The organism is Brevundimonas sp. KH_058 (assembly GCF_057838505.1).
Genome location: NZ_CM174469.1, coordinates 1,223,944 through 1,246,990, shown reverse-complemented (window position 1 = coordinate 1,246,990; position 23,047 = coordinate 1,223,944). Strand labels below are relative to the sequence as shown.

The 23,047-nt window shown below is 68.2% G+C and carries 22 protein-coding genes and 1 tRNA gene; 10 read left to right on the top strand and 13 right to left on the bottom strand.

Translation table 11 applies throughout. From position 1 onward, the window contains the following. Window positions 1-75: 75 nt before the first annotated feature. The gene (rlmN, locus tag AC3ISA_RS05955) at window positions 76-1,248 is read left to right on the top strand and encodes a dual-specificity RNA methyltransferase RlmN (RefSeq protein WP_489179731.1); all 1,173 of its coding nucleotides are present in this window, start codon (window positions 76-78) and stop codon (window positions 1,246-1,248) included. On the opposite strand, the gene AC3ISA_RS05950 is transcribed toward rlmN, so the two are convergent. Then, the gene (locus AC3ISA_RS05950) at window positions 1,208-1,681 is read right to left on the bottom strand and encodes a hypothetical protein (RefSeq protein ID WP_489179730.1); all 474 of its coding nucleotides are present in this window, start codon (window positions 1,679-1,681) and stop codon (window positions 1,208-1,210) included. The genes rlmN and AC3ISA_RS05950 overlap by 41 nt on opposite strands. A 144-nt stretch (window positions 1,682-1,825) precedes the next feature. Here AC3ISA_RS05950 and AC3ISA_RS05945 point away from each other — a divergent pair, with 144 nt between their 5' ends. Beyond that, window positions 1,826-2,266 (top strand): DUF350 domain-containing protein, encoded by a 441-nt coding sequence (locus tag AC3ISA_RS05945; protein WP_489179729.1) that lies wholly within the window; start codon window positions 1,826-1,828, stop codon window positions 2,264-2,266. Between the two features lie 12 nt (window positions 2,267-2,278). Further along, on the top strand, window positions 2,279-3,109 hold the full coding sequence (locus AC3ISA_RS05940; RefSeq protein WP_372691494.1) for a S1 family peptidase: 831 nt from the start codon (window positions 2,279-2,281) through the stop codon (window positions 3,107-3,109). A gap of 499 nt (window positions 3,110-3,608) precedes the next feature. Here the strand turns inward: AC3ISA_RS05940 and AC3ISA_RS05935 are convergent, their stop codons facing one another. Beyond that, the gene (locus AC3ISA_RS05935; protein WP_489179728.1) at window positions 3,609-6,470 is read right to left on the bottom strand and encodes a M16 family metallopeptidase; all 2,862 of its coding nucleotides are present in this window, start codon (window positions 6,468-6,470) and stop codon (window positions 3,609-3,611) included. A 247-nt stretch (window positions 6,471-6,717) separates the two neighbouring features. Between AC3ISA_RS05935 and AC3ISA_RS05930 the strand changes: the two genes are divergently transcribed. After that, window positions 6,718-8,439, top strand: coding sequence for an ATP-binding protein (locus AC3ISA_RS05930; protein WP_489179727.1), 1,722 nt, complete (start codon window positions 6,718-6,720; stop codon window positions 8,437-8,439). 273 nt (window positions 8,440-8,712) lie between these two features. On the opposite strand, the gene AC3ISA_RS05925 is transcribed toward AC3ISA_RS05930, so the two are convergent. Next, a complete protein-coding gene (locus tag AC3ISA_RS05925) occupies window positions 8,713-9,582 on the bottom strand; it encodes an isoaspartyl peptidase/L-asparaginase family protein (RefSeq protein WP_489179726.1) in 870 nt (289 codons plus the stop codon). 144 nt (window positions 9,583-9,726) lie between these two features. Between AC3ISA_RS05925 and AC3ISA_RS05920 the strand changes: the two genes are divergently transcribed. Then, complete coding sequence (locus AC3ISA_RS05920) at window positions 9,727-10,728, top strand: NADPH:quinone oxidoreductase family protein (RefSeq protein ID WP_489179725.1); 1,002 nt, start codon at window positions 9,727-9,729, stop codon at window positions 10,726-10,728. A 138-nt stretch (window positions 10,729-10,866) separates the two neighbouring features. On the opposite strand, the gene AC3ISA_RS05915 is transcribed toward AC3ISA_RS05920, so the two are convergent. Next, window positions 10,867-11,265 carry a YkvA family protein gene (locus AC3ISA_RS05915; RefSeq protein ID WP_489179724.1) on the bottom strand — a complete coding sequence of 133 codons (399 nt, stop codon included), beginning with the start codon at window positions 11,263-11,265 and terminating at the stop codon, window positions 10,867-10,869. A gap of 56 nt (window positions 11,266-11,321) precedes the next feature. Between AC3ISA_RS05915 and AC3ISA_RS05910 the strand changes: the two genes are divergently transcribed. The 4 genes from AC3ISA_RS05910 (at window position 11,322) to AC3ISA_RS05895 (ending at window position 14,015) form a co-directional block, all read left to right on the top strand. After that, window positions 11,322-12,104 (top strand): SDR family NAD(P)-dependent oxidoreductase, encoded by a 783-nt coding sequence (locus AC3ISA_RS05910; protein ID WP_489179723.1) that lies wholly within the window; start codon window positions 11,322-11,324, stop codon window positions 12,102-12,104. Between the two features lie 198 nt (window positions 12,105-12,302). Continuing rightward, a tRNA-Gly gene (locus tag AC3ISA_RS05905) sits at window positions 12,303-12,377 on the top strand. A gap of 99 nt (window positions 12,378-12,476) precedes the next feature. Beyond that, window positions 12,477-13,493, top strand: coding sequence for a cryptochrome/photolyase family protein (locus tag AC3ISA_RS05900; protein ID WP_489179722.1), 1,017 nt, complete (start codon window positions 12,477-12,479; stop codon window positions 13,491-13,493). Between the two features lie 24 nt (window positions 13,494-13,517). Then, the gene (locus tag AC3ISA_RS05895; protein ID WP_489179721.1) at window positions 13,518-14,015 is read left to right on the top strand and encodes a hypothetical protein; all 498 of its coding nucleotides are present in this window, start codon (window positions 13,518-13,520) and stop codon (window positions 14,013-14,015) included. Window positions 14,016-14,018: 3 nt separating this feature from the next. On the opposite strand, the gene AC3ISA_RS05890 is transcribed toward AC3ISA_RS05895, so the two are convergent. Genes AC3ISA_RS05890 through ccmA form a run of 6 tightly spaced genes read right to left on the bottom strand, consistent with a single transcriptional unit; the run spans window position 14,019 to window position 17,187 of the window. Next, on the bottom strand, window positions 14,019-14,282 hold the full coding sequence (locus AC3ISA_RS05890; protein ID WP_489179720.1) for a hypothetical protein: 264 nt from the start codon (window positions 14,280-14,282) through the stop codon (window positions 14,019-14,021). Between the two features lie 54 nt (window positions 14,283-14,336). Further along, window positions 14,337-14,897: a DsbE family thiol:disulfide interchange protein gene (locus AC3ISA_RS05885; RefSeq protein WP_489179719.1), complete on the bottom strand. Its 561-nt coding sequence runs from the start codon at window positions 14,895-14,897 to the stop codon at window positions 14,337-14,339. Then, window positions 14,894-15,094, bottom strand: coding sequence for a heme exporter protein CcmD (gene ccmD, locus AC3ISA_RS05880; RefSeq protein WP_489179718.1), 201 nt, complete (start codon window positions 15,092-15,094; stop codon window positions 14,894-14,896). Before ccmD ends, AC3ISA_RS05885 begins: the two co-directional genes overlap by 4 nt. Before the next feature lie 3 nt (window positions 15,095-15,097). Further along, window positions 15,098-15,817 (bottom strand): heme ABC transporter permease, encoded by a 720-nt coding sequence (locus AC3ISA_RS05875; protein ID WP_489179717.1) that lies wholly within the window; start codon window positions 15,815-15,817, stop codon window positions 15,098-15,100. Window positions 15,818-15,856: 39 nt separating this feature from the next. Beyond that, entirely contained in the window at window positions 15,857-16,567 is a 711-nt protein-coding gene (ccmB, locus tag AC3ISA_RS05870; RefSeq protein ID WP_489179716.1) for a heme exporter protein CcmB, read from the bottom strand. After that, complete coding sequence (gene ccmA / locus AC3ISA_RS05865) at window positions 16,564-17,187, bottom strand: heme ABC exporter ATP-binding protein CcmA (RefSeq protein WP_489179715.1); 624 nt, start codon at window positions 17,185-17,187, stop codon at window positions 16,564-16,566. Before ccmA ends, ccmB begins: the two co-directional genes overlap by 4 nt. 367 nt (window positions 17,188-17,554) lie before the next feature. Between ccmA and acnA the strand changes: the two genes are divergently transcribed. Continuing rightward, on the top strand, window positions 17,555-20,281 hold the full coding sequence (gene acnA, locus AC3ISA_RS05860; RefSeq protein ID WP_489179714.1) for an aconitate hydratase AcnA: 2,727 nt from the start codon (window positions 17,555-17,557) through the stop codon (window positions 20,279-20,281). A 75-nt stretch (window positions 20,282-20,356) separates the two neighbouring features. Here acnA and AC3ISA_RS05855 read toward each other — a convergent pair whose 3' ends face one another. The 3 genes from AC3ISA_RS05855 to AC3ISA_RS05845 all read right to left on the bottom strand — a co-directional run bounded on the left by AC3ISA_RS05855 (window position 20,357) and on the right by AC3ISA_RS05845 (window position 23,042). Beyond that, the gene (locus AC3ISA_RS05855; protein ID WP_489179713.1) at window positions 20,357-21,730 is read right to left on the bottom strand and encodes an NAD-dependent succinate-semialdehyde dehydrogenase; all 1,374 of its coding nucleotides are present in this window, start codon (window positions 21,728-21,730) and stop codon (window positions 20,357-20,359) included. A gap of 109 nt (window positions 21,731-21,839) precedes the next feature. Next, window positions 21,840-22,091 (bottom strand): hypothetical protein, encoded by a 252-nt coding sequence (locus AC3ISA_RS05850; RefSeq protein ID WP_135194053.1) that lies wholly within the window; start codon window positions 22,089-22,091, stop codon window positions 21,840-21,842. A gap of 51 nt (window positions 22,092-22,142) precedes the next feature. Next, entirely contained in the window at window positions 22,143-23,042 is a 900-nt protein-coding gene (locus AC3ISA_RS05845; protein WP_372693258.1) for a hydrogen peroxide-inducible genes activator, read from the bottom strand. Window positions 23,043-23,047: the final 5 nt, after the last annotated feature.

Genomic DNA, 23,047 nt, shown 5'->3' with positions numbered 1-23,047 from the left:
CGAATCCGCCCCGGCCATGCAATCGCCGGGATACGTGCTATATAGGCCGGCTAAACCTCACGCAGGATCGCCGCCTTGAGCATCACGCTCGACCTTTCGCGCGTCTCGAACGCCCCCGCCGTCAAGGCTCCCGTCAACCTCAGCGGTCTGACGCGCGCGGGCCTGCGCCAGGCCTTGATCGACGCCAACGTCTGTCCGCCTGAAAAGGCCAAGATGCGCGCCAGCCAAGTGTGGGGCTGGATCCACCACTATGGCGTCACTGACTTTGCGGCCATGAGCAACGTCGCCAAGGACATGCAGGCCAAACTGGCCGAGCATTTCACCCTGGCCCGCCCCGAGATCGTCGAGCGCCAGGTGTCCAAGGACGGCACGCGCAAATGGCTGATCCGCACCGCGCCGGGCATCGAGATCGAGACCGTCTACATCCCCGACGTGGGTCGGGCCGGCGCCCTGTGCGTCTCGTCCCAGGTCGGCTGCACCCTGAACTGCACCTTCTGCCACACCGGCACGCAAAAGCTGGTCCGCAACCTGACCGCCGCCGAGATCGTGGCCCAGGTCCAGGTCGCCCGCGACGATCTGGAGGAATGGCCCTCGCCCAAGGAAGACCGCCGCCTGTCGAACATCGTCTTCATGGGCATGGGCGAGCCGCTCTACAATCTGGACCATGTCGCCGACGCCATCGACATCATCTCGGACAATGAGGGCATCGCCCTGTCGCGTCGCCGGATCACGGTCTCGACCAGCGGCGTGGTGCCGCAACTGGACGCCCTGGGCACGCGCACGGCGGCCATGCTGGCCATCAGCCTGCACGCCACCAACGACGCGCTGCGTGACGTGCTGGTGCCGCTGAACAAGAAATACAATCTCGAACAGCTGATGGCGGGCATCCGGGCCTATCCCGGCCTGTCCAACGCGCGCCGGGTGACGTTCGAATATGTCATGCTGAAGGGCGTCAACGACAGCCCCGAGGAGGCGCGCGCCCTGCTGAAGCTGATCGAGGGCATCCCGGCCAAGATCAACCTGATCCCGTTCAACCCCTGGCCGGGCGTCGAATACGAATGCTCGGACTGGAAGACGATCGAGCGCTTCGCCGCCATCCTGAACAAGGCGGGATACGCATCGCCCATCCGCACGCCGCGGGGCCGTGACATCCTGGCCGCCTGCGGCCAGCTGAAGTCCGAGAGCGAGAAGGTCCGCGCCAGCACGCTCAGGAAGGCGGAGCAGGCGGCGGCTTCGGAAGCGGCATAGGCATCTGTTCGGCGACGATCCGAAAGATCATCGCCCCGACAGCGCCAGCCGCTGGTGCGGGTAGAACCGCCAGTGGTCCCAATGCTCCAAAGACCACCACGGCCGTTAGCCCCGAGAGCAGAGCCCCTGCGACAGCCAACGCCAATGGTCCCGCCCTGCCCACACGCCTGAGGATCAGATAGGTCGGTACGCCGACACAGAAACTTCCCAAGAGGAAGAATCCAAGGACGACAGGGGAGAGGTGCAGAAGGATGGCGACGGCTACGAGACCGTCGCTGAACGCCATCAACATCCCTTGGTGAAGACCAGCGACAGTCGCAGCCGCACCAGTGAACAAGACGTAGGCAAAGCTTGCTGCAAAAGCCGCCAATATGGCTGCTGCGACGATGATGGCGATGCGCGTCATCGTTTGCTGAATCGCCAGCGCCATCATGTAGCTCCTCCATCTGGTGCATGAATGGATGAGTTATCGACCGACGTCCTGCAATGGCTTCCACAACCCTCGACACATAATGTCACGCACTGTGTCCCGGCCGCGCTTGCGGATTGGGGCGACAATCGGGCAAGGCGTCTGGGTATGGATCCGTCCCTGTCGAACGTCCTTTCCAGCGCCGAGGTGCAGGCTTTCGCCTCGGGCTTCCCGGTCATGGTCATGCACCTGATCGTCACCCTGCTGCTGCTGGCGGCGGGGGCCACGGTCTATGCCCTGCTGACGCCGTGGAAGGAGGTCGCCCTGATCCGTCAGGGCAATACGGCCGCCGCCATCGCATTCGCGGGCATCCTGGTGGGTCTGGCCGTGCCGCTGGCGGTGTCGCTGTCGGTCTCGACCTCGGTGCGCGACATCGCCATCTGGGGTGTGGCGACGGTGGTGCTGCAGTTGCTGGCGTTCCGGGTGGTGGACCTGTTGCTGACCGGCCTGCCGCAGCGAATCAAGGACGGCGAGATCGCGGCGGCGGTGGTGCTGCTGGGCGCCAAGCTGGCGACGGCCGTGATCCTGTCCGCCGCGCTGACCGGCTGATCGGCCGGGGTCATGCAGTTTCCCCGCCTGCCGGACTGGGCCATCTACGGAGCGGTGGCGGCCGTGTTTCTGGCGGTGTCGCTGGGTCGACGCGAGAATGCGGATGCGCCGCCCGCGTCGGCGCCGGCCTCCGAGGTCGAAGGGCCGCTCTTGGGACCGATCACGCCGTTCGACGCCGCCGTGACGGTGGATGCAGGCGAGGCGCCGTTCAAGCCGTCGTCGGGCACCGCCTTTTCCATCGCCGGGCGGGGGCGCTGGATCACCGCGCGCCATGTGGTCGAGGGTTGTCGCAGGCCGGCCCTGGTGGTGGGACAGGGCCGGGCGGTGGCGGCCGACGTGCGCCTGGCGCCGCGCGCGGACATCGCCCTGCTGATCACCGACGGGGGGCCGGCGGCGCTGCCGGTCGCGGCCGAGGCGCCGTTAAGGAAGGGGCAGAGGGCCTTTCACCCCGGTTTCCCGCAAGGCCGGCCGGGCGAGGTGACCTCGCGCCTGCTGGGCCGCGAGACGCTGAAGGTGTTCGGACGCGGCGCACGCGACGAGCCGGTCCTGGCCTGGGCCGAGGTCGGGCGCACCAATGGGCTGGAGGGGACGCTGTCGGGCCTGTCGGGTGCGCCGGCGATGGACGGTCAGGGCCGGGTCGTGGGCGTCACCATCGCCGAGGCGCCGCGCCGGGGCCGGATCTATACGACGGCGCCCGAGACCTTCGGCCCGGCGATCCGGGGCGAACAGACGGCGGGCGAGGATGCGCGGGGCCAGGCGGTGACGACCGAGGATTATGGCCGGGTGTCGAACCGGCTGAGGCGCGATCTGCGCGTGGCCCAGGTGGTGTGCCTGTCGGTCTAGGCGGCGAAATTGCACTCGGCGAAAAACAGTGCAACGAAGTGAAATTCTCTGTCAATCAGCTGTAATCGTTGAAAGAAAAAGTTGCACTCGAATTGCACTGTGCAATTTGAAGGCGAGTTGAAACTCGAAGTTGGACTCTGAAAAAAACAGTCCAAGTCGTCCAACGAGTCCAACTCGGCGGGATCGCGATGTCAAAGACCGGGGGATGGATCATAACCCCGGTCGGGACCGCGTATGGGTGAAAGACGCTGCCGGTCTTCAAGCGGTTGAAAAGATTGAGCGACGCCGGCCGGATTAGGATGGTTGGCGGGTATGAGACGGCGTCTCTCCCTCCCCTAGCGGGGGAGGGTGGCCGAGCGAAGCGAGGTCGGGTGGGGGCGGCAGGGCGACCGTTCCCAGACTTGTAGGGAACTGCGACCCTGCCGGGCCGCCCCCACCCGGTCGCTACGCGACCACCCTCCCCCGCTGGGGGAGGGAGAGTTTTGCGTTGTACCTACCCCTACTTCAGCGAACCGTTGTTCAGGTTCAGGGCGCCGGCCTCGATGACTTCGAGGTTCGGGTGTTTGGCGCGCAGGGCGTCGAGGAACAGCGAGCCGTCGCCGACGATGACCATGCTGGCGCGATTGACCGGCAGGTGTTCGGCGAAGGCGGCCTGGACCTGTTCGGGCGTCACGGCGCGGACCCGGCCGGCGTAGTCGGCGAGATCGCTCATCGGCAGATCATAGAGGGCCAGGTTGGCGACCAGCGTCCCCAGGCCGTCCACCGTCTCCAGCGAGCGGCCGAAGCCGCCGATCAGGGTGGCGCGGCGCGGGGCCAGGTCGGCCTGGCTCGGGGTCTCGGCGCCCAGTTTGGCGATCTCGGCCAGGATCAGGTCGGCGACCTCGTCGGCGGTCTCGTTCTTGGTCTGGGTCGCGGCGGTGAAGAGGCCCGCATCCGCCCGCACGCCCAGCGACGACGAGGCGCCGTAGGACAGGCCGCGCCTGATGCGGATTTCCTGGTTCAGACGCGACGAGAAACCGCCGCCCAGCAAGGAATTGCCGACCGTCAGCGGGAAATAATCGGCGTCGGTGCGCGAGACGCCGCGAACGGCGGCGACCACGGCGGCCTGGCCTGCGCCGGGCTGGTTCACCACGACGATGCGGGGCGCCAGGGGCTGGCCGGCGGGATTGGCGGTTGCGGCAGGCGCAGCGCCGGCGGGGCGCCAGTCGCCGAACGCCTGCTGCGCCAGGGCGCGGGCGTCGTCGGGGGTGATGTCGCCCGAGAAGACCAGGGTCGCACCCGACGGGTGATAGCGGGCGGCGTGGAAGGCGGCGACGTCGGCCGGGGTGATGGCCGGCGCCGTCTGTTGCGTGATCGTCGCGCCATAGGGGGCGTCGCCATAGACGACGCGGCCCACGGTCATGCCGGCGATGGCGGCCGGCTGGCTGAGGGCGACGCGCAGACCGTCAAGGGTCTGGGCCTGCTGACGCTCAAGCTCTTCGGCGGCGAAGGTGGGGTTCTTCACCAGGTCGGCCATCAGGGCGAGCGTCGCCGGGAAGGCGTTGGACGGGGCGTTGGCGGAGACGTTGGAGAAGTCCACGCCGGCGGCGGCGCCGACAGAGGCGCCCAGCTGTTCGATCTGGGTGGCGATTTCGGGGGCGGTTTTCGTTTTCGTGCCTTGCGTCAGCAGGGCGGCGGTCATGGCGGCGATACCGGCCTTGCCCGCCGGATCGTTTGACGAGCCGGCGTCGAAGCTGAGGCGGGCCGAGACCAGCGGCACGCCGTCGGTCGGGGCGACCAGGACGCGCAGGCCGTTATCCAGACGGAAGTCGGCGACGGTCGGGGTCGTGGGCGCGACCTCGGCGCCCGGCTGGGGCAGGGGCGTGCGCTCGGCCTCGGGCAACAGGACGGCGGGCGGGCCGGCCGGCGCCAGGTCGGCGACGGTGACGGGCGCGCCCACGTTCATCTTCTGGACCGAGGCGGGGGTGGCGTCATCGGCGGCCAGGAAGGTGATCGTCGATTGGCGCTGAGGCGTCAGATATTTGCGGGCCACGCGCTGGATATCGGCGACGGTGACGGCCTGGATCTGGGCGACTTCTTCGTCGGCGGCGGCGGCTGAGCCGGTGTTGATCAGGGCGAAACCGAGGGCGGTGGCGCGGTCGTCCATCGTCTCGCGGCCGCGCAGGGCGCTCGCGACCAGTTCGTTCTTGGCCTCGGACAGTTCGTCGGCGGTGACGGGGGCGTCGCGCAGCCTGGCGATTTCCGCGTTCAGGGCGGCGACGCCTTCCTCGGCCGTATGGCCCTGGGCCATGATGGCGAGCGCCGACAGGTTGCCGGCCTGTTGCGAGAAGTCGGGGGTCGAGCCGATCTGGGCCGCGATCTGCTTGTCATAGACCAGCGAGCGATACAGGCGGCTCGATTCGCCGGAGGACAGGACGCCGTCCAGCACCGTCAGAGCGGCGCGGTCGGCGTCGGCGTATTTGACGGTCGGCCAGGCCAGAACGGCGGCCGGCAGGGGCACGTTCGGCGCGTAGTAGGTGACGTTCTGGGGCGCCGTCGGCTCGGGCTCGACGACATTGTTGGTCGGAACCGGCGTGGTCGGGTTCTTCAGCGGGCCGAAATACTGGTCGATCCAGCGATCCAGCTGGGCCTGGTCGAAGTTGCCGGCCACGATCAGATAGGCGGCGTCGGGCCGGTAATAGGTGGCGTGGAAGCGGCGCACGTCGTCCAGCGACGAGGAATCAAGCTCCTCGATCGAGCCGATGCCGGGGCGGCGATAGGGGCTTTCCTTGTAGATGGTCTCGGGCACGAACAGGCCGAACAGGCGGCCATAGGGATTGGCCAGGATGCGCTGGCGATATTCTTCCTTCACCACGTCGCGCTCGGCGACGAAGGTCGGCTCGTCCAGGACCAGCGAGCCCATGCGGTCGGCCTCGGCGAACAGCATCCGCTCCAGATGGTTGGCGGGCACGGTCTCGAAATAGGCGGTGGTGTCGTCGGCGGTGAAGGCGTTGTTGGAACCGCCCACGTCCTCGGTCAGCCGGTCGAAGGTCTCGGGCGGCAGGTTCTTCGTCGATTTGAACATCAGGTGTTCGAACAGGTGGGCGAAGCCCGAACGGCCCGCCGGATCGTCCTTGGAGCCGACCTTGTACCAGACCTGCACCGTGACGTTGGAGGTGTCGGCGTCGCGCGCCGTATAGACCTCAAGTCCGTTCGGCAGGACGCGCCTGGCGAAGCCCAGCGGGGGCACGGTCACGCCCTGGGGCGCCTGAACGACGGCGGCAGGGGCGGCGCCCTCTGCAAAGGCGGGGGCGGCGAGGCCCAGCATCAGGGCCGAGGCGGCTGCCCCGACTTTGAGAGTTGCGGTCAGGCGGAATTTCATGAGGGGCTCCGAAGCCCGGAACGCCGGGCGCGCAGACCGTATCAGTGATTTGCCGACTTGCACCTTACCGAGATGTAATGAACCGGATCCTCGGTCAGGTCGTTGATGGACAAGTTCCCGACGGCGATCTATTGCCGAAAAGTCGCATCCCAGCGACCACCCAAGCCGAGGTTGTGTGCCGAGACGAGCGAAAGCGACTTCTGTCTCAGACGAAAAGATCGCGGTCTGGACCTTCGTCCTCGAAAATATGGTTACCTCGCCTGTCGTTCTGTACGGCAGTTGGGCGGCGGCCGGGGTGATCCTGGCGGCCTTGGGCCAGCCGTGGCTGGGGCTGGGGTTCGCCGTCGTCGGCATGGCGTTCGACGCCTGGGCGCAGCGGCGGGTCAGGCGCTATCAGAACGAGGCGGCGCCGGCGTCCGGCTGGCCGTTCGTGCTGATGAGCATCGTGGCGGTGCGCTTCGGCCTGGGTGTGTCGGGGCCGTTGGTCGCCTGGCTGATGAACCCCTGCCCCGACGTGATGCTGGTGGTGGTGCTGATCCAGGTCTGGTCGATCGGGGTGGCCTTCGTCCAGTTCAGCGCGGCGCCCAGGCTGCTGGCGCTGGCGGCGGCGCCGATCTGCGCGACCGTGCTGGTGGTGATCTATCCGTCGCTGACTGGGCCGCACGGGTTGGCGGTCGGGGCGGCCTTCGTGATGCTGGCGGCCATTCTGGTGATCATCTCACGGGCGACCCATGCCCTGTGGTGCGACCTGTTCGCCGCCGACCAACGCAACAAGGCCCTGTTGATCGAAGTCCAGGCGGCGCACGCGGCGGCCGTGGGGGACCGGGACGCCGCCCAGGGCGCGCGGGCTGAGGCGGACGAGGCCAACGCCGCCAAGTCGCGTTTTCTGGCCAATATGAGCCACGAGATCCGCACCCCCCTGAACGGCGTCATCGGCATGGCGCAGATCATGGCCGGCGATGTGCTGGAGGATCGGCAGAAGGGGCGTTTGGAGATCCTGGACCGGTCGGCCCATACTCTGCTGGACCTGATCAACCAGATCCTTGACCTGTCGCGGATCGAGGAGGGCCGGCTGGAGATCGTGCCTCAGGCCATCGACGCCGACGCCCTGATCCATGAGGTGAGCGAGACGCTGAGGCCGCTGGCGGACAGCAAGGGACTGGCGTTTCACGTGCGGTCGACGGGCCTGGGCTGGGTCAGCGCCGATCCGGTGCGGCTGCGCCAGATCCTGTTCAACCTGCTGTCCAACGCCATCAAGTTCACGGCCGAGGGCCAGGTGGCGCTGGACGTGGCGCGCACGGACGACGGGGTGGTGTTGCGGGTTTCGGACACCGGGCGGGGCATACCGGCCGATCAGATCGGGCAGCTGTTCACGCGCTTCGCCCAGATCGAGGCGGCGGCCGTCGACCGGCGCGACGGGGCGGGGCTGGGGCTGTCGATCGTGGCGACGCTGGTGGACCTGATGGCCGGTCGGATCGAGGTCGAAAGCGAGGCGGGCGAAGGGGCGACCTTCGTCGTCACCCTGCCGCTGAAGCCGGCGCAGCCTGTGAAGGCTGGCGAGGATGCGCCGGACGCCAAGCCGGAGACGGCGCTGCGGGTGCTGGTCGCCGAGGACCATCCGGTCAATCAGCAGGTGATCCGCGGCCTGCTGGGCCAGGTCGGGATCGAGGTCGAGATCGTCGAGGACGGCACTCAGGCGGTCGAGGCGACGCAAGGACGCGCCTGGGACCTGATCCTGATGGATGTGCAGATGCCGAACATGGACGGGCCGACCGCGACGCGAACCATCCGCCAGCGCGAAGCCGACGAGAGGCTGCCCCGCACGCCGATCATCGCCCTGACCGCCAATGCGATGGTGGAGCAGGTCGAGACCTATCTGGCGGCGGGCATGGATGCGGTGGTCAGCAAGCCCATCGACCTGAAGGTGCTGCTGACCACGATCTCCGACGTGATGGCCGCCCGGACCTAGAGCAATCGTCGCCTTGGTCGATGCGAGCCTGAAAGATGTTCATCACAACGGGCACAACGAAGTCACGGAGAACACGACGGGACCGAACGCGCGTCGGTTCTGAGTTCCATGTTCGGGCGGCGGATTGATCTTCCGCTTCGCCGCCGCAGGCCATCGAGACGTTCCGAACCGGTACGGCTTCGTCGTGTCGTCGTGACCTCGTCGTGACCGCTGTGATGAACCACTGTCTAAACGGAGCTGAGGGGTCGCCTCGTCCAACTCAGCCGCCCCCACTTAGTCGCGGAAGACCTCGACGCCGATGTCGCCGGCGGGGGTCAGCCAGGCGTGTTTCATGCCCTGGCTATTGAAGGGGGCGGCGATGTTTCCGGCGGCGTCCAGGGCGATCATTCCGCCGTCTCCGCCCATGGAGCCGATCTCGTCGATCACGGCCTGGGTCGCCTCGGCCAGGGTCTGGCCGGCGGCGACGCGCCAGGCGACCTGGGCGGCGGCGGCGACGCGGATGAAGTATTCGCCCTGGCCGGTGCAGGAGGTCGCGGCGTGTCCGTCGGCCCAGGTTCCGGCGGCGGGGATGGGGGTGTCGCCCACGCGGCCCGGCATCTTGCCGAAGACGCCTGCGGTCGAGGTGGCGGCGGCGAGGCGGCCCTGGCTGTCCAGAACGCAGACGCCGACGGTGCCGTGGCTGAGGGTTCCGGGCGGATGGTTGTCCTCGCCCTGGCCGGCGCCGGTGAACCAGGCGGCCTCGTCGGCGATGGGCTCCAGCCCCTGGTCGTGGGCGAACAGGGCCGCGCCCTCGCCCACCAGCATGACGTGGGGCGTGCGGTCCATCACGGCGCGAGCGGCGACGACCGGGTTGCGGAAGCCCTGCAGGGCGGCGACGGCGCCGGCGCGTTTCGTCGAGCCGTCCATGATGCTGGCGTCCAGTTCATAGGCGCCGGCCAGATTGGGCGAGGCGCCCTTGCCGGCGACATAGAGGCCGGAATCTTCCAGCATGACGACGGCGGCCGTGGCGACCTCCAGGGCGCTGTCGCCCGCGTCCAGCCGGACCTTCATGGCCTCGACCACCTGGCGCATATGCACGATCTCGGCGTCATAGTTGCGTTCGCGCCGGGCGCCGGCGCCGCCGTGGAGGATGAGGGCGGTCATGTCGTCTTCCTGAGCCTTGTTTCGGTCGCCTCTTTCAAACGGGCGTGGCGCTCTTTAGCGTCGCGATGAAGGCCGCGCCATGTCGGTCCAGGGAAAACGGCCTCAAGCAGCGCGAAGCGCGGTAGGCCAAGAAAGGAAATCTTGATGCGTGCTGTTCTTTCGAAAGCGCCTGGCGGTCCCGAAACCCTGGTGGTGGAAGACGTGCTCGATCCCACGCCCAAGGCGGGCGAGGTGGTGATCGAGGTCAAGGCGGTGGGGATCAACTATCCCGACACGCTGATCATCGAGGACAAATATCAGTTCAGGCCCGAACGGCCCTTCTCGCCCGGCGCCGAGGTCGCGGGCGTGGTCGAGGCGGTGGGCGAGGGCGTCAAGGGCGTGCGCAAGGGCGACCGCGTCATCGCCGTGCCGGGCTGGGGTGGGCTGGTCGAACGGCTGGCGGTGCGGGCCGAGACGGTCATCCCGATTCCCGAGGCCATGAGCTTCGAGGAGGCGGCGGCCCTGATCATGACCTATGGCACCAGCTATTATGCGCTGAAGGACCGGGCGCAGCTGAAGGCCGGCGAGACCCTGTTGGTGCTGGGCGCGGCCGGGGGCGTGGGCGCCGCCGCCGTCGAACTGGGCAAGGCCATGGGCGCGCGCGTGGTCGCCGCCGCCTCGACCAACGACAAGGTTCAGTTCGCCCTCGATCTGGGGGCCGACAACGGCCTGATCTATCCATCCGGGCCGATGGACAGGGCGGCGCAAAAGGAACTTTCGGGCGAGTTCAAGCTGGCCACCGGCCGCGACGGCGCCGACGTGGTCTATGACGCGGTGGGCGGCGATTATGCCGATCCGGCGCTGCGGGCCATGGACTGGAACGGGCGTTATCTGGTGGTGGGCTTCCCGGCGGGGATTCCGGCCCTGCCGCTGAACCTGACGCTGTTGAAGTCGGTGTCGGTGATCGGCGTCTTCTGGGGTGCGGCCGTTGCGCGCGATCCCAAGGGCCACGCCGCCAACATGGCCGAGTTGATGCAGATGTACGCCGACGGCAAGATCAAGCCGCGCGTGTCCAAGACCTTCCCGCTGGAAAAGGCCGGCGAGGCGATCAAGGCGCTGGGCGACCGGCAGGCCCTGGGCAAGATCGTGGTGACGGTGGAGAGCTGAGGGCGGGGCGCCCTTTCTCGTTTCGTCATCCCAGGGCTTGTCCCTGGGATCCAGACTCCCGGTGTTCGACGGCGGCGCACCCTGCGGACGCACCGGGAGTCTGGATCCTCGCCACAAGGGCGAGGATGACGGAAAATGTTACTTCGACTTCAGCCGCTGCACCGCGTCCTCGGCCTTGTCGCGGTGGCGGCGTTTGATGTTGGCGCCGACCATGGCCAGCACCGCCGTGATCACGGCGGCGTCGTCGGTGTAGCCAATGCCCGCGAAGATGTCGGGAATGGCATCCACGGGCAGGACGAAATAGGCCAGGCCGGCGAAGATCATGCCCTTGGCCGCCATCGGCGTCTGCGGATCGCGCGCGGCGTACCAGGCGGCCAGGGCCTGGTCAGCGAAGGGGATGCGGGCGGCCGTGCGGGTGATCTTGGGCCAGAAGCCACGTGTCACGCGCGCCTCATTGACCTTCACGACGGAAGGGACGAGCGCCTTTTTGGGGTCCAGGGCGTCGGATGGATCGGCGGGTTTGGCTTTGGCGGTCATGGCCGCTAAATCCTCAAACGAAACTCAGGTTCAAACAATACATAGGAACGACCAGGATGAAACTCGACAACACCATCGCAGCCGTGGTCACCGGGGGCGCCTCGGGCCTGGGCGAGGGCACCGCGCGCGCCATCGCCGCGACGGGCGCACGGGTCGCCCTGTTCGACCTGAACGCCGAGCGCGGCGAGGAGATCGCCAGGGAAATCGGCGGCGTCTTCTGCCAGGTGGACGTGACCGACGACGCCTCGGTCGCGGCCGCCTTCGAAAAGGCCCGCGCCGCGCACGGCCAGGAGCGTCTGACCGTCAACTGCGCCGGCATCGCCACGGGCCAGAAGACCGTGTCGCGCAAGAAGGACACCGGCGAGATCCGCGCCCACGACATGGCGGCGTTCGAACGCACCGTCCGCGTCAATCTGTTCGGCACCTTCCGCGTCCTGTCACAATCGGCGGCCGGCATGATCATGCTGGAGCCGATGGCGGACGGCGAGCGCGGCCTGATCGTCAATACGGCGTCTGTGGCGGCCCAGGACGGCCAGATCGGCCAGGCGGCCTATTCGGCGTCCAAGGGCGGCGTCTACGCCATGACCTTGCCGGTGGCGCGCGATCTGGCGCAGGAAGGGGTGCGCTGCAACACCATCCTGCCCGGCATCATGTGGACGCCGATGATGGCCGGCATGGACCAGAAAATCCAAGACGCCCTGGCCGCCGCCATCCCCTTCCCCAGCCGCCTGGGCACGCCGGCCGACTATGCGTCCCTGGTGCTGGAACTGGCGCGCAACGTCTATATCAACGGCGAATGCATCCGCCTGGACGGGGCTATTCGCTTGGCGCCGCGCTGACGCGCGGAAGGGCGCTACGCTCGCGACGCGGTCGCTCGCTGCTTGAGCGCGAAGGCGCTCTGGCGGCGGCCGTTCGGGAGTTTTCGGGGCTCAAGCAGCACGAAGTGCGGTAGCCCCTAAAAAAGGGGTTGCGGCCTGCCGCAACCCTCCGCTATACGCCCCCTCCTCGACGGGGAGCGCACCTAGCTCCTACGGAGTGCGGGCGTAGCTCAGTGGTAGAGCACAACCTTGCCAAGGTTGGGGTCGAGAGTTCGAATCTCTTCGCCCGCTCCAAGTCGAGATGCAATAAAAACGGGTCTGACCAGTCGGTCAGGCCCGTTTTTGCGTTTCAGGGCCACGATCTGCGACGATGGCGATGTGCGGAGACGACGGTTGGCGGTTCTGAGACTGGTGCTGGGCGATCAGCTGTCCGACGACCTGTCGGCGCTGGAGGGGTTGGACCATGGAGCCGACACGGTCCTGATGGCCGAGGTGCGGGACGAGGCGACCTACGTCCGGCATCACAAGCAGAAGCTGGCCCTGGTGTTCGCCGCCATGCGGAACCATGCCGCGCGGCTGACGGCGCGGGGCGTGCGGGTGCGCTATGTGCGGATCGACGATCCCGACAACAGCGGCTCGATCACCGGCGAACTGGCGCGCGCCCTGGACGACGGCGCCTATGAGGCGGCGGTTCTGACCGAATGCGGCGAATGGCGGCTGGCCGAGCATCTGGCGGCCTTCGCCGAAGGGGCAGGGTTGCCGGTCGAGGTCCGCGAGGACCGCCGCTTCATCGGCTCGCACGACCGCTTTCGGCGCTGGGCCTCGGGCAAGTCTCAGTTGAGGATGGAGTTCTTCTATCGCGAGATGCGGCGCGAGACGGGCATCCTGATGGACGGCGCCCAGCCGGAGGGCGGGCGCTGGAACTATGACGCGGAGAACCGCAAGAAGCTGGCGAAGGGCGTGACGCCGCCGGGTCGGCTGCGCATCCCGCCCAACGCCATGGCGCGGGAGGCCATGGCGGATGTGGAGCGGCTGTTTCCCGAGCATTTCGGATCGCTGGACGGGTTCGGCTGGGCGACGACGGCGGACGAGGCGGAAACGACGCTGGCGCACTTCCTGAGCGATGTCCTGCCGTCGTTCGGGGACTGGCAGGACGCGATGGCGGAGAATCAGCCGTGGATGTGGCACGGGCTGATCTCGACCTCGATCAACCTGGGCCTGCTGGATCCGCTGGGCGTCTGTCGTCGGGCCGAGGCGGTTTATCGCGCGGGCAAGGCGCCGCTGAACGCCGTCGAGGGGTTTGTGCGCCAGATCCTGGGGTGGCGCGAGTTCGTGCGGGGCATCTATTGGCTGAAGGCGCCGGAATATCGGGCGCGCAACTTCCTGGATGCGGACCGCAAACTGCCCTAGTTTTACTGGTCCGGCGAGACCGACATGGCCTGCGTCGCCGATGTGGTGAAGACGACGCGCGACAACGCCTACGCCCATCACATCCAGCGGCTGATGGTGACGGGCAATCTGGCCCTGCTGCTGGGGGTGCATCCCGACGCGGTCGACGACTGGTATATGTGCGTCTACGCCGACGCCTATGAATGGGTCGAGATGCCCAATACGCGCGGCATGGCCCTGTTCGCGGACGGAGGCATCGTGGGGTCCAAACCCTATGCGGCGTCGGGGGCCTATATCGACCGCATGAGCGACTACTGCGGGGCCTGTCGCTATGACGTGAAGAGCAAGAGCGGCGACGCGGCCTGCCCGTTCAACCGGCTGTACTGGGGCTTTCTGGAGCGCAACCGCCACCGGCTGAGGGACAATGTGCGCCTCGCCATGCCCTACAAGACCCTGGACGGGTTCGGCGAGGCGAAGCGGGCGGCGCTGGCGGCGGAAGCCGAGGCTTGTCGGACGCTGTTGGGCGCGACGCCGCTGGACTGAGCGTCAGACCCGGATGTCGAGGTAGGAGCCGGGGCGCATGATGCGGGGCTCCTCGCGCTGAGGCGGGGCCGCCGGCGCCTCGACCGGCCGCGCGGGATTGGCCGTGCGGATCGTGGACATGACGGCGGCGGCGGGCGCGGGGGCCTTTGGCGCCGCAGCCTGATCCATCGCGGCGCGGAAGAAGGCCGCCTGGGCGTTGCGGGCGCTCGGCAGGTCGAGACCCGGGGCGGGCAGGTTCAGCGGCAGGCCGGTGCGAATCGCGCTCATGCCGGTATGGTTAATGGAAACCCTCGAAAAAGGGTTAACGGCCTGTAGCGGCGGTTACTTGGGGCGGGGCGCCGGGCGCGGCGGGGCCTGCATGGAGGCGACCAGTCGGTCGATATCGGCGTCGTCCAGCAGGGGGCCGGACTGTTTGGCGGTGATGCGGCCCATGGCGTCGACGGCGAAGGTCTCGGGCACGCCGGAGATGCCGAGGTCGAGGCCCGCCCGACCCTCGCGGTCCACCAGCACCATGGAATAGGGGTCGCCCAGCTCGTCCAGGAAGGCGCGCGTGGCGACCGGCTCGTCCTTGTAGGCGATGCCGACGACGGCGATGCCGCGCGCCTTCAGCGCCAGCAGTTTGGGATGTTCGATCCGGCACGGCGCGCACCAGGAGGCGAAGACGTTGACCAGCATGGGTCGACCGACGCCGGCGGTTTTCAGGTCCAGATTGCCCGGCCCCGCCTGATCGCCCGACAACAGGGGCAGGACGGTCTCGGGGATTGTCTGGCCGACCAGGGCATCGGGCTTGAAGGCCGGATCGCGCTTCAGCGACCAGCCGACGAACAGGGCCGCCAGCGCCGCAAGGACGACCAGCGGGAGGATGGCCAGCCAGCGGTTCATTTTTGTTGCCCTATCGCGCTTCGCGCTACTTGAGGGCGAGCCGCCTCATCGGCGGCTATGTCTAGGCGGTCGAGTTCGCGCTTCCATTTGCGTGAAGCGATCACCGCGCGGGCGGTCAGGGCGGTCAGGACCAGGGCGCTGACGCCCCAGGCGGGCCAGACGAAGGCGGCGTAGGGGGTCATGTCGAGGTCGAGCATCGCTTAAGCCTCCTGAGCCGATCGGGCGCGCAGGGTCATGACGCGGCGGCGGCGGATCTCGGTGCGGATGGCCGTCAGCCACAGGGCCAGGAACAGCACGCCATAGGCCGCCAGCATGGTCAGGAAGGGCGGCAGATAGACGGGGTCCAGGCCCGACGATCCGGGAGTCAGGAAGCTGGCGGGCTGATGCAGGGTGTTCCACCAGTCGACAGAGAACTTGACGATCGGCAGGTTGATCAGGCCGACAAGGCCCAGGACGGCGGCGGCGCGCCCGGCCTTCTGCTCGTCGTCGATCGAGGCCCTCAACGCCATATAGCCGAGGTAGAAGAGGAACAGCACCAGCACGCTGGTCAGGCGCGCGTCCCACACCCACCAGGTTCCCCACATCGGCCGGCCCCAAAGCGAGCCGGTGAACAGGGCCAGCGCCGTGAAGGCCGCGCCCGGCAGGGCGGCGGCGCGGGCGGCGGCGTCGGCCAGGGCGTGTCGGAAGACGAGCGCGAAGAAGCTGGAGACGCCGAGCGCCGCATAGGCGCCCAGGCCCCAGACGGCGGCGGGGACATGGACGAACATGATCCGCACCGTGTCGCCCTGCTGATAATCGGCCGGGACGGAGAAGCCGAGCCAGGCGCCGACGCCGAGCAGCACGGCGGCGAGGCCCCACAGAACGGGCGTCAACGGGCCGGTGAAGGCCATGAAGCGCTGCGGGTTGGACAGGCCGAACATCGGTTCAGCGCTTACGCGGCGAAGGGGCGACGGGCAAGCTCACCCTTGCGCGTTCCGAACGGCGGCCGCTCCGGCGAAGGGGGCGATGACGGCGGCGAACAGGACGTAGGCGCAAAGCAGGGCCAGAGCCGGGCCGACCGGCTGGCCCGACCCGGCGCGCTCCAGCGTCCCGGCGCCGAAGACGACGGGCGGGATGAACAGCGGCAGGACGACCACGGCGATCAGCAGGCCGCCGCGCTTTGCGCCCAGTGCGAGCGCTGCGCCCAGCGCGCCGGTGAAGGCGAAGCCTGCGCCGCCAATCAGGGCCGTCAATGCGACGAGAGGCGTCAGCGACACAGGCAGGCCCAGGGCCAGGGCGGCGACAGGGCCGGTCAGGGCAAGCGGCAGACCAACGGCGATCCACTGCGCCAGGGCCTTGATCAGAACGACTTGCTCCAGCGACAGATGGCCGAGCGCCAGCAGGTCCAGGCCGCCGTCCTCCAGGTCGCGCTCGAACAGCCGCTCCAGCGACAACAGGGACGCCAGCGCCAGGGCCAACCACGCGACGCCGCCCGCGACGGGGCCGAGCGTGCGCGGATCGCCCCCGGCCGCCAAAGGCAGGATGGCGGTCAGACAGGCGAAAAAGCCGCAGGCCAGCAGCGGCCCCCCGCCCCCGCCCCAGGCCAGGTCCAGTTCGCGCTCCAGCAGGACGCGGGTGGCGCCGCGCAGGCCGGGCGGGCGCGGTTCCTGATCGGCGTCGCGGCGGCTCATGTCAGCGCCCCCAGGTCGAGAGCGCGGGTCGGCAGGGGCAGGGGATCGTGAACCGCGGCGACGATCAGGCCGTCATTGACCAAATGGCGCTGCATCTGTTCGGCGAAGGCCTCGCGCCAGCGGGCGTCGAGTGGGGCCATGGGCTCGTCCAGCAGCCACAGGGCGCGCGGCGATCCGACCAGCCGGCCCATGGCCAGACGGCGGCGCTGGCCGGCCGAAAGACGCCGCACCTCCAGGTCCAGCAGGGGTTTGAGGCCGAAGGCCTCGACGGCGTGATCGAGGCCATATTGGGTGTGTCCCAGCCAGTCGCACTGAAAGCCCAGCTCCTCGCGCGCCGTTCGGCCGCCTTTCAGCCCGTCCAGATGGCCCAGGAAGTGGGTCTCGCGGCCGCGCGCCTGCCGCTCGTCCAGCGGATTGCCGTCGCCGTCCTGAAAGGCGACGGTTCCCGCGTCGGGGCGCAGCAGGCCGGCGATGGTGCGCAGCAGGCTGGTCTTGCCCGCGCCGTTCGCGCCCGTCAGGGCCAGGACCTCGCCGGCGCGCAGGGTCAGGTCGAGGCCGTGGAACAGCCGCCGCTCGCCGCGTGACACGGTCAGGTCGGAGAGGGTGAGGGTGTGGATCATGCGTAATTCTCCCTCCCCGCGCCGGGGAGGGTGGCCGAGCGTAGCGAGGTCGGGTGGGGGCGGCGTTGCGCCGCATTACCGATCCACCTTGTATTAGACCGTGCGTCCCTGCCGGGCCGCCCCCACCCGGTCGCTGCGCGACCACCCTCCCCGGAGCGGGGAGGGAGAAGTGGGGTGCAGAATCTGCGAACCCTTCTCAATGTCCCTGTCGAGGGTGTGGACACATGGACGGTCGGGTCCCGTGGAGCTATAGGCACGGTCGCCGCAGCAGGCTTTCGCCGCGCGCGCAGGGGCCCTGTGAGCCGCTGCGTCTGTCGCGCGAAGGCGCAACCGGATTGTCGGGCGGCGCTGACCAGAGGAAGACTCCATGCCGTCGAACGACAGCTTCAAGACCCGCCAGGACCTTTCCGTCGGGCGTAAGAAATATGCCTATTACAGCCTTCCCGCCGCCGAGGAAGCCGGTCTGACCGGGATTTCCCGCCTGCCGCGCTCGATGAAGGTGCTGCTGGAGAACCTGCTGCGCAACGAGGACGGTGTGTCCGTCACCGAAGCCGACCTGAAGGCCGTCGCCGCCTGGGTCGAGAACAAGGGCTCGGTCGAGCACGAGATCGCCTTCCGTCCGGCCCGAGTGCTGATGCAGGACTTCACCGGCGTTCCCGCCGTGGTCGATCTGGCCGCCATGCGCGACGCCATGAGCGCCCTGGGCGCCGACGCCGCCAAGATCAACCCGCTGGTGCCGGTCGATCTGGTCATCGACCACTCGGTCATGGTCGACAACTTCGGCACGGCCAAGGCCTTTGGCCAGAACGTCGAGCGCGAATACGAGCGCAACATCGAGCGCTACAACTTCCTGCGCTGGGGGTCGTCGGCCTTCAACAACTTCCGCGTCGTGCCCCCCGGCACCGGCATCTGCCACCAGGTGAACCTGGAGAACCTGGCCCAGACCGTCTGGACCATCGACGAAGGCAAGAAGACCGTCGCCTATCCCGACACCGTCGTCGGCACCGACAGCCACACCACCATGATCAACGGCCTGGCCGTCCTGGGCTGGGGCGTCGGCGGCATCGAGGCCGAGGCGGCCATGCTGGGCCAGCCGATCCCGATGCTGATCCCCGAAGTCATCGGCTTCAAGCTGACCGGCGCCATGCCGGAAGGCACGACGGCGACCGACCTGGTGCTGACCGTTACCCAGATGCTGCGCAAGAAGGGCGTGGTCGGCAAGTTCGTCGAATTCTTCGGCGACGCCCTGCCGAACATGACGATCGAAGACCAGGCGACCATCGCCAACATGGCCCCGGAATACGGCGCCACCTGCGGCTTCTTCCCCGTCTCGGCCGCCACCATCGGCTATCTGACCGCCACGGGCCGAGACAAGGCGCGCGTCGCCCTGGTCGAAGCCTACGCCAAGGCCCAAGGCCTGTGGATTGACGAGACGAGCGAAGACCCCGTCTTCACCGACGTGCTGGAACTGGACATCTCGACCGTCGTGCCGTCGCTGGCCGGTCCGAAGCGTCCTCAGGACCGCGTCGAACTGACCACCGCCGCCCCGGCCTTCGAAACCGCCCTGGCCGAAGTCTTCAGCCGCCCGACCGACGCCGAGCGCGTGTCCGTCGACGGCCAGAAGTTCACCGTCGGCGACGGCGACGTGGTCATCGCGGCCATCACCTCATGCACCAACACCTCCAACCCGTCGGTCCTGATCGCCGCCGGTCTGGTGGCGCGCAAGGCCAATGCGCTCGGCCTGAAGGCCAAGCCATGGGTCAAGACCTCGTTGGCTCCGGGCTCTCAGGTCGTCACCGACTATCTGACCGACGCCGGCCTGCAAAAGGATCTGGACGCCCTGGGCTTCAACCTGGTCGGCTATGGCTGCACCACCTGCATCGGCAACTCGGGTCCGTTGGACCCGGCGATCTCCAAGGCGATCAATGACAACGCCCTGGTCGCGACCTCGGTCCTGTCGGGCAACCGCAACTTCGAAGGCCGCGTGAACCCCGACGTCCAGGCCAACTATCTGGCCTCGCCGCCGCTGGTCGTGGCCTACGCCATCGCCGGCTCGATGCGGATCGACATCACCAAGGATCCGATCGGCCAGGACAAGAAGGGCAATGACGTCTTCCTGAAGGACGTCTGGCCGACCAGCCAGGAAATCGCCGACATCCAGAAGAAGTCGGTCACCCCCGCCATGTTCGCCAAACGCTACAAGGACGTGTTCAAGGGCGACAAGCACTGGCAGGCCATCAAGGTCACCGGCGGTCAGACCTATGAGTGGGACGACAGCTCGACATATGTCGCCAACCCGCCCTATTTCGAAGGCCTGTCGATGGACCTGACCCCGGTCACGGACATCGTGGAAGCGCGCGTCCTGGCGATCTTCGGCGACTCGATCACCACCGACCACATCAGCCCCGCCGGTTCGATCAAGAAGACTTCGCCCGCCGGCGTCTATCTGACCAACCACGGCGTCGAGGCGGCCGAGTTCAACAGCTACGGCGCCCGTCGCGGCAACCATGAAGTCATGATGCGCGGCACTTTCGCCAACATCCGCATCAAGAACCGCATCACGCCCGAGATCGAAGGCGGCGTGACCAAACACTTCCCGTCGAACGACACCATGTCGATCTATGACGCCGCCATGCGGTATCAGTCGGAAGGCCGGCCGCTGGTCGTCTTCGCCGGCAAGGAATACGGCACCGGCTCGTCGCGCGACTGGGCGGCCAAGGGCACGCGTCTGCTGGGCGTTCGCGCCGTCATCGCCGAAAGCTTCGAGCGCATCCACCGTTCGAACCTGGTCGGCATGGGCGTCGTGCCGCTGCAGTTCAAGCAGGACGGCTGGCTGAAGCTGGGCCTGACGGGCGAAGAGATCGTCACGATCCGGGGCCTGACCGACGCCAATATCGGCAAGCTGAAGCCTCGCCAGGACCTGTGGGTCGAGCTGTTCCGCCCCTCGGACGGCAAGATGGCCCGCTTCCCCGTGCGCTGCCGCATCGATAACCAGACCGAGCTGGACTATCTGCTGGCCGGCGGCGTCATGCCCTATGTGCTGCGCAACCTGGCGCGCGGCCCGGAAACCGAAGCGCCGATCGCCGCCGAATAGGCAGCGGTTCGCCGAGATGAAGGAAGGGCCGGCGGAGCGATCCGCCGGCCCTTTTGCTTGTCCGAAGACGGTGGGTCAGCCGGCGCTGACGACCACCAGCTTGCGGTTGACGAACTCCTTGATGCCGACATCGCCCAGCTCACGGCCGAAGCCCGAGCGCTTGACGCCGCCGAACGGCAGTTCAGGCATGGAGGTCGTGGTGGTGTTGATGAAGACCATGCCGGTCTCGATCCGTGACGCCAGCTTGCGGGCGCGCGCTGTGTCGCCCGAGAAGATCGAACCGCCCAGGCCGAAGCGGGAATCGTTGGCCAGGGCCACGACCGCGTCGTCGTCCTCGACCACGAAGACCTGGGCCACGGGGCCGAAGAATTCTTCGTAGAAGGCCGGGTTGTCGCGGGCGACGTCGGTCAGGACGGTGGGTTCGTAGAAGAAGCCGGTGCGGTCTGCGGGCTTGCCGCCGATCACGGCCTTTGCGCCGTGCTGAACCGCCTCGTCCACCTGTTTGTTCAGGGTCTTCAGCGCGTCCTCGGACGACAGCGGACCCAGCACGGTGGCCTCGTCCAGCGGGTCGCCCATGACGGCGCTCTTCATGCCCTCGACGAAGCCGGTGGTGAAGGCGTCGGCGACGGACTTCTGCACGATGAAACGTTTGGAGCCGGTGCAGACCTGTCCTGCGTTGGACAGCCGCCCCTCGACGCCCGCCGCGATGGCCTTTTCGATGTCGGCGTCGTCCAGCACCACGAAGACGTCGCTGCCGCCCAGTTCCAGCGTGGACTTCTTCAGCATTTCCGATGCGCGGGCCGAGACCTTGGCGCCGGCGCCCTCCGACCCGGTCAGGGCCACGCCCTGGATGCGGTCGTCGCCGATCAGTTCGGCGACCTTGTCCGAGGAGATGTAGAGGTTGGCGACGCAGCCTTCCGGCGCGCCGGCTTCACGCACCAGTTCGGCGAAACGGGCGGCGCAGCGCGGCACGATGCCAGCGTGTTTGTAGAGCACCGGATTGCCGACCGCGATGGCGGGGGCGACGACTCGGATCAGCTGATAGATGGGAAAGTTCCACGGCTCGACCGCCAGAAGCACGCCGACGGGATGGAACTCGACCCAGGCCTCGCCCAACTCGCTGTCGATCTTCTGGGGCTTCAGGAAGTCGGCGGCCTTCTCGGCATAGTAGGCGGCGATGCCGGCGCACAGGTCGATCTCGCCCTGCCCCTGGGCCAGGGGCTTGCCCATCTCCTCGGCGATGGTGCGGGCCAGGCTGTCGCGGTTCTCGGTCAGCAGTTTCGACAGGGCTTCGAGCACGGCCAAGCGTGGCTGGATTTCGCCCTGCGACCAGTCGGCGCGGAAGACGGCGTCGGCCTTGGCCAGGGCGGCCTCGACGGCGTCGTCCGAGTGTTCGGGGTATTCCTGAAGCGTCTGTTCGGTGAAGGGATTGAGGGTGCGATAGGCCATGCGGCGTCCTGAAGCTTCGGTCGGACGCCCGGGGCGGCGCCGATCCGTTGTCTAAGGAAACGAACGCCTGCTGGGCGGGGCGGTTGCCCTCGCCCCGACGCAAGATCTCTCAGTCCGCGTCGCTGAACGGCGGCGGCAGCTGACCGGACTTGAAGATGATGGTCGGCTCCTCGTCGTAGTCGCCCATTTCGGTGTCGGCGGAGACGGCGAAGGCGACGACGCCCAGGCGCAAGGGGGCCAGACGTTCGGCCTTGCGACGCGCCTCCTCGGCATCCTTGCAGCCCACCTGCTGTTCGGCGCGGAGGGCCTTGCCCCGGCCCTGGACATAGGCCTGGACGATATAGACGGTTTCGGTTGCCATTCGCCTCCAAGCGGCCTGTTCGGCGTTCACGTCAACAGGGTCGGTCGCGTTTCAGTCTAGTTTTAGCGCTTCGGCCAGCAGCCGGGCCTCGGCGGCGCGGCTGGAGCCTGCGCGCCAGGCGACAACGATCTCGCGGTGGGGCGGGGCGCCGTCGGCCTGGTTCTCGAAGGCGCGGATGGCGACGGAGGGGTTGTCGGCGAGGCCCGCCTGCACCGCCATCTTCGGCAGGAAGGAGACCCCCAGGCCCGACCCGACCATCTGGACCAGGGTGTGCAGGCTGGTGGCGGCGAAGACGTCGTCGCCGCGCGGCGCCTCGATGTCCAGGGCCGCCAGGGCATGGTCGCGCAGGCAATGGCCGTCTTCCAGCAGGATCAGGTCCTCGGCCCGCAGCGAGCCGGGGCGGATGGGCCCTGGCGCGGCCAGGGCATGGTCGTGGGGGGCGGCGGCCATGATCTCGTCGTCGCCGATGCGGGCGTGGGCGATGCCGGGCGCGTCATAGGGCAGGGCGATAACGGCGGCGTCGATCTGGCCCGCCTTCAGGGCGGCGATCAGGCGGGGCGTCAGGTCCTCGCGGATGAACAGTTTCAGGCTGGGATAGGCGGCCTTCAGCGACGGCAGCTTGGCCGGCAGCAGGAAGGGGGCGACGGTCGGGATGACGCCCAGCCGGAACCGGCCCGACAACAGGCGGCCGGCGTTCTTGGCCGCCTCGACCAGATCCTCGGTGCGGGCCAAAACGTCCTCGGCCCGGCGCACGGCCTCGACCCCGACGGCGGTCATGATGACGGCGCCGCGCGTCCGTTCGACCACGGGCGCGCCCAGGATGCGCTCCAGCTCCTGCACCCCGGCGCTGAGGGCGGGCTGGCTGACGTGGGCGGCCTCGGCGGCGCGCGAGAAGCTGCCGTGTTCGGCCAAGAGCTTGAGATACTGGAGCTGTCGCAGGGTGGGGAGCATGGGTG

Coding starts and splice junctions, on each gene's coding strand:
- AC3ISA_RS05950 (WP_489179730.1), bottom strand. CDS start 1,681: ATGATGGCGCTGGCGATTCAGCAAACGATGACGCGCATCGCCATCATC.
- AC3ISA_RS05945 (WP_489179729.1), top strand. CDS start 1,826: ATGGATCCGTCCCTGTCGAACGTCCTTTCCAGCGCCGAGGTGCAGGCT.
- AC3ISA_RS05940 (WP_372691494.1), top strand. CDS start 2,279: ATGCAGTTTCCCCGCCTGCCGGACTGGGCCATCTACGGAGCGGTGGCG.
- AC3ISA_RS05935 (WP_489179728.1), bottom strand. CDS start 6,470: ATGAAATTCCGCCTGACCGCAACTCTCAAAGTCGGGGCAGCCGCCTCG.
- AC3ISA_RS05930 (WP_489179727.1), top strand. CDS start 6,718: ATGGTTACCTCGCCTGTCGTTCTGTACGGCAGTTGGGCGGCGGCCGGG.
- AC3ISA_RS05925 (WP_489179726.1), bottom strand. CDS start 9,582: ATGACCGCCCTCATCCTCCACGGCGGCGCCGGCGCCCGGCGCGAACGC.
- AC3ISA_RS05920 (WP_489179725.1), top strand. CDS start 9,727: ATGCGTGCTGTTCTTTCGAAAGCGCCTGGCGGTCCCGAAACCCTGGTG.
- AC3ISA_RS05915 (WP_489179724.1), bottom strand. CDS start 11,265: ATGACCGCCAAAGCCAAACCCGCCGATCCATCCGACGCCCTGGACCCC.
- AC3ISA_RS05910 (WP_489179723.1), top strand. CDS start 11,322: ATGAAACTCGACAACACCATCGCAGCCGTGGTCACCGGGGGCGCCTCG.
- AC3ISA_RS05895 (WP_489179721.1), top strand. CDS start 13,518: ATGGCCTGCGTCGCCGATGTGGTGAAGACGACGCGCGACAACGCCTAC.
- AC3ISA_RS05890 (WP_489179720.1), bottom strand. CDS start 14,282: ATGAGCGCGATTCGCACCGGCCTGCCGCTGAACCTGCCCGCCCCGGGT.
- AC3ISA_RS05885 (WP_489179719.1), bottom strand. CDS start 14,897: ATGAACCGCTGGCTGGCCATCCTCCCGCTGGTCGTCCTTGCGGCGCTG.
- ccmD (WP_489179718.1), bottom strand. CDS start 15,094: ATGCTCGACCTCGACATGACCCCCTACGCCGCCTTCGTCTGGCCCGCC.
- AC3ISA_RS05875 (WP_489179717.1), bottom strand. CDS start 15,817: ATGTTCGGCCTGTCCAACCCGCAGCGCTTCATGGCCTTCACCGGCCCG.
- ccmB (WP_489179716.1), bottom strand. CDS start 16,567: ATGAGCCGCCGCGACGCCGATCAGGAACCGCGCCCGCCCGGCCTGCGC.
- ccmA (WP_489179715.1), bottom strand. CDS start 17,187: ATGATCCACACCCTCACCCTCTCCGACCTGACCGTGTCACGCGGCGAG.
- acnA (WP_489179714.1), top strand. CDS start 17,555: ATGCCGTCGAACGACAGCTTCAAGACCCGCCAGGACCTTTCCGTCGGG.
- AC3ISA_RS05855 (WP_489179713.1), bottom strand. CDS start 21,730: ATGGCCTATCGCACCCTCAATCCCTTCACCGAACAGACGCTTCAGGAA.
- AC3ISA_RS05850 (WP_135194053.1), bottom strand. CDS start 22,091: ATGGCAACCGAAACCGTCTATATCGTCCAGGCCTATGTCCAGGGCCGG.
- AC3ISA_RS05845 (WP_372693258.1), bottom strand. CDS start 23,042: ATGCTCCCCACCCTGCGACAGCTCCAGTATCTCAAGCTCTTGGCCGAA.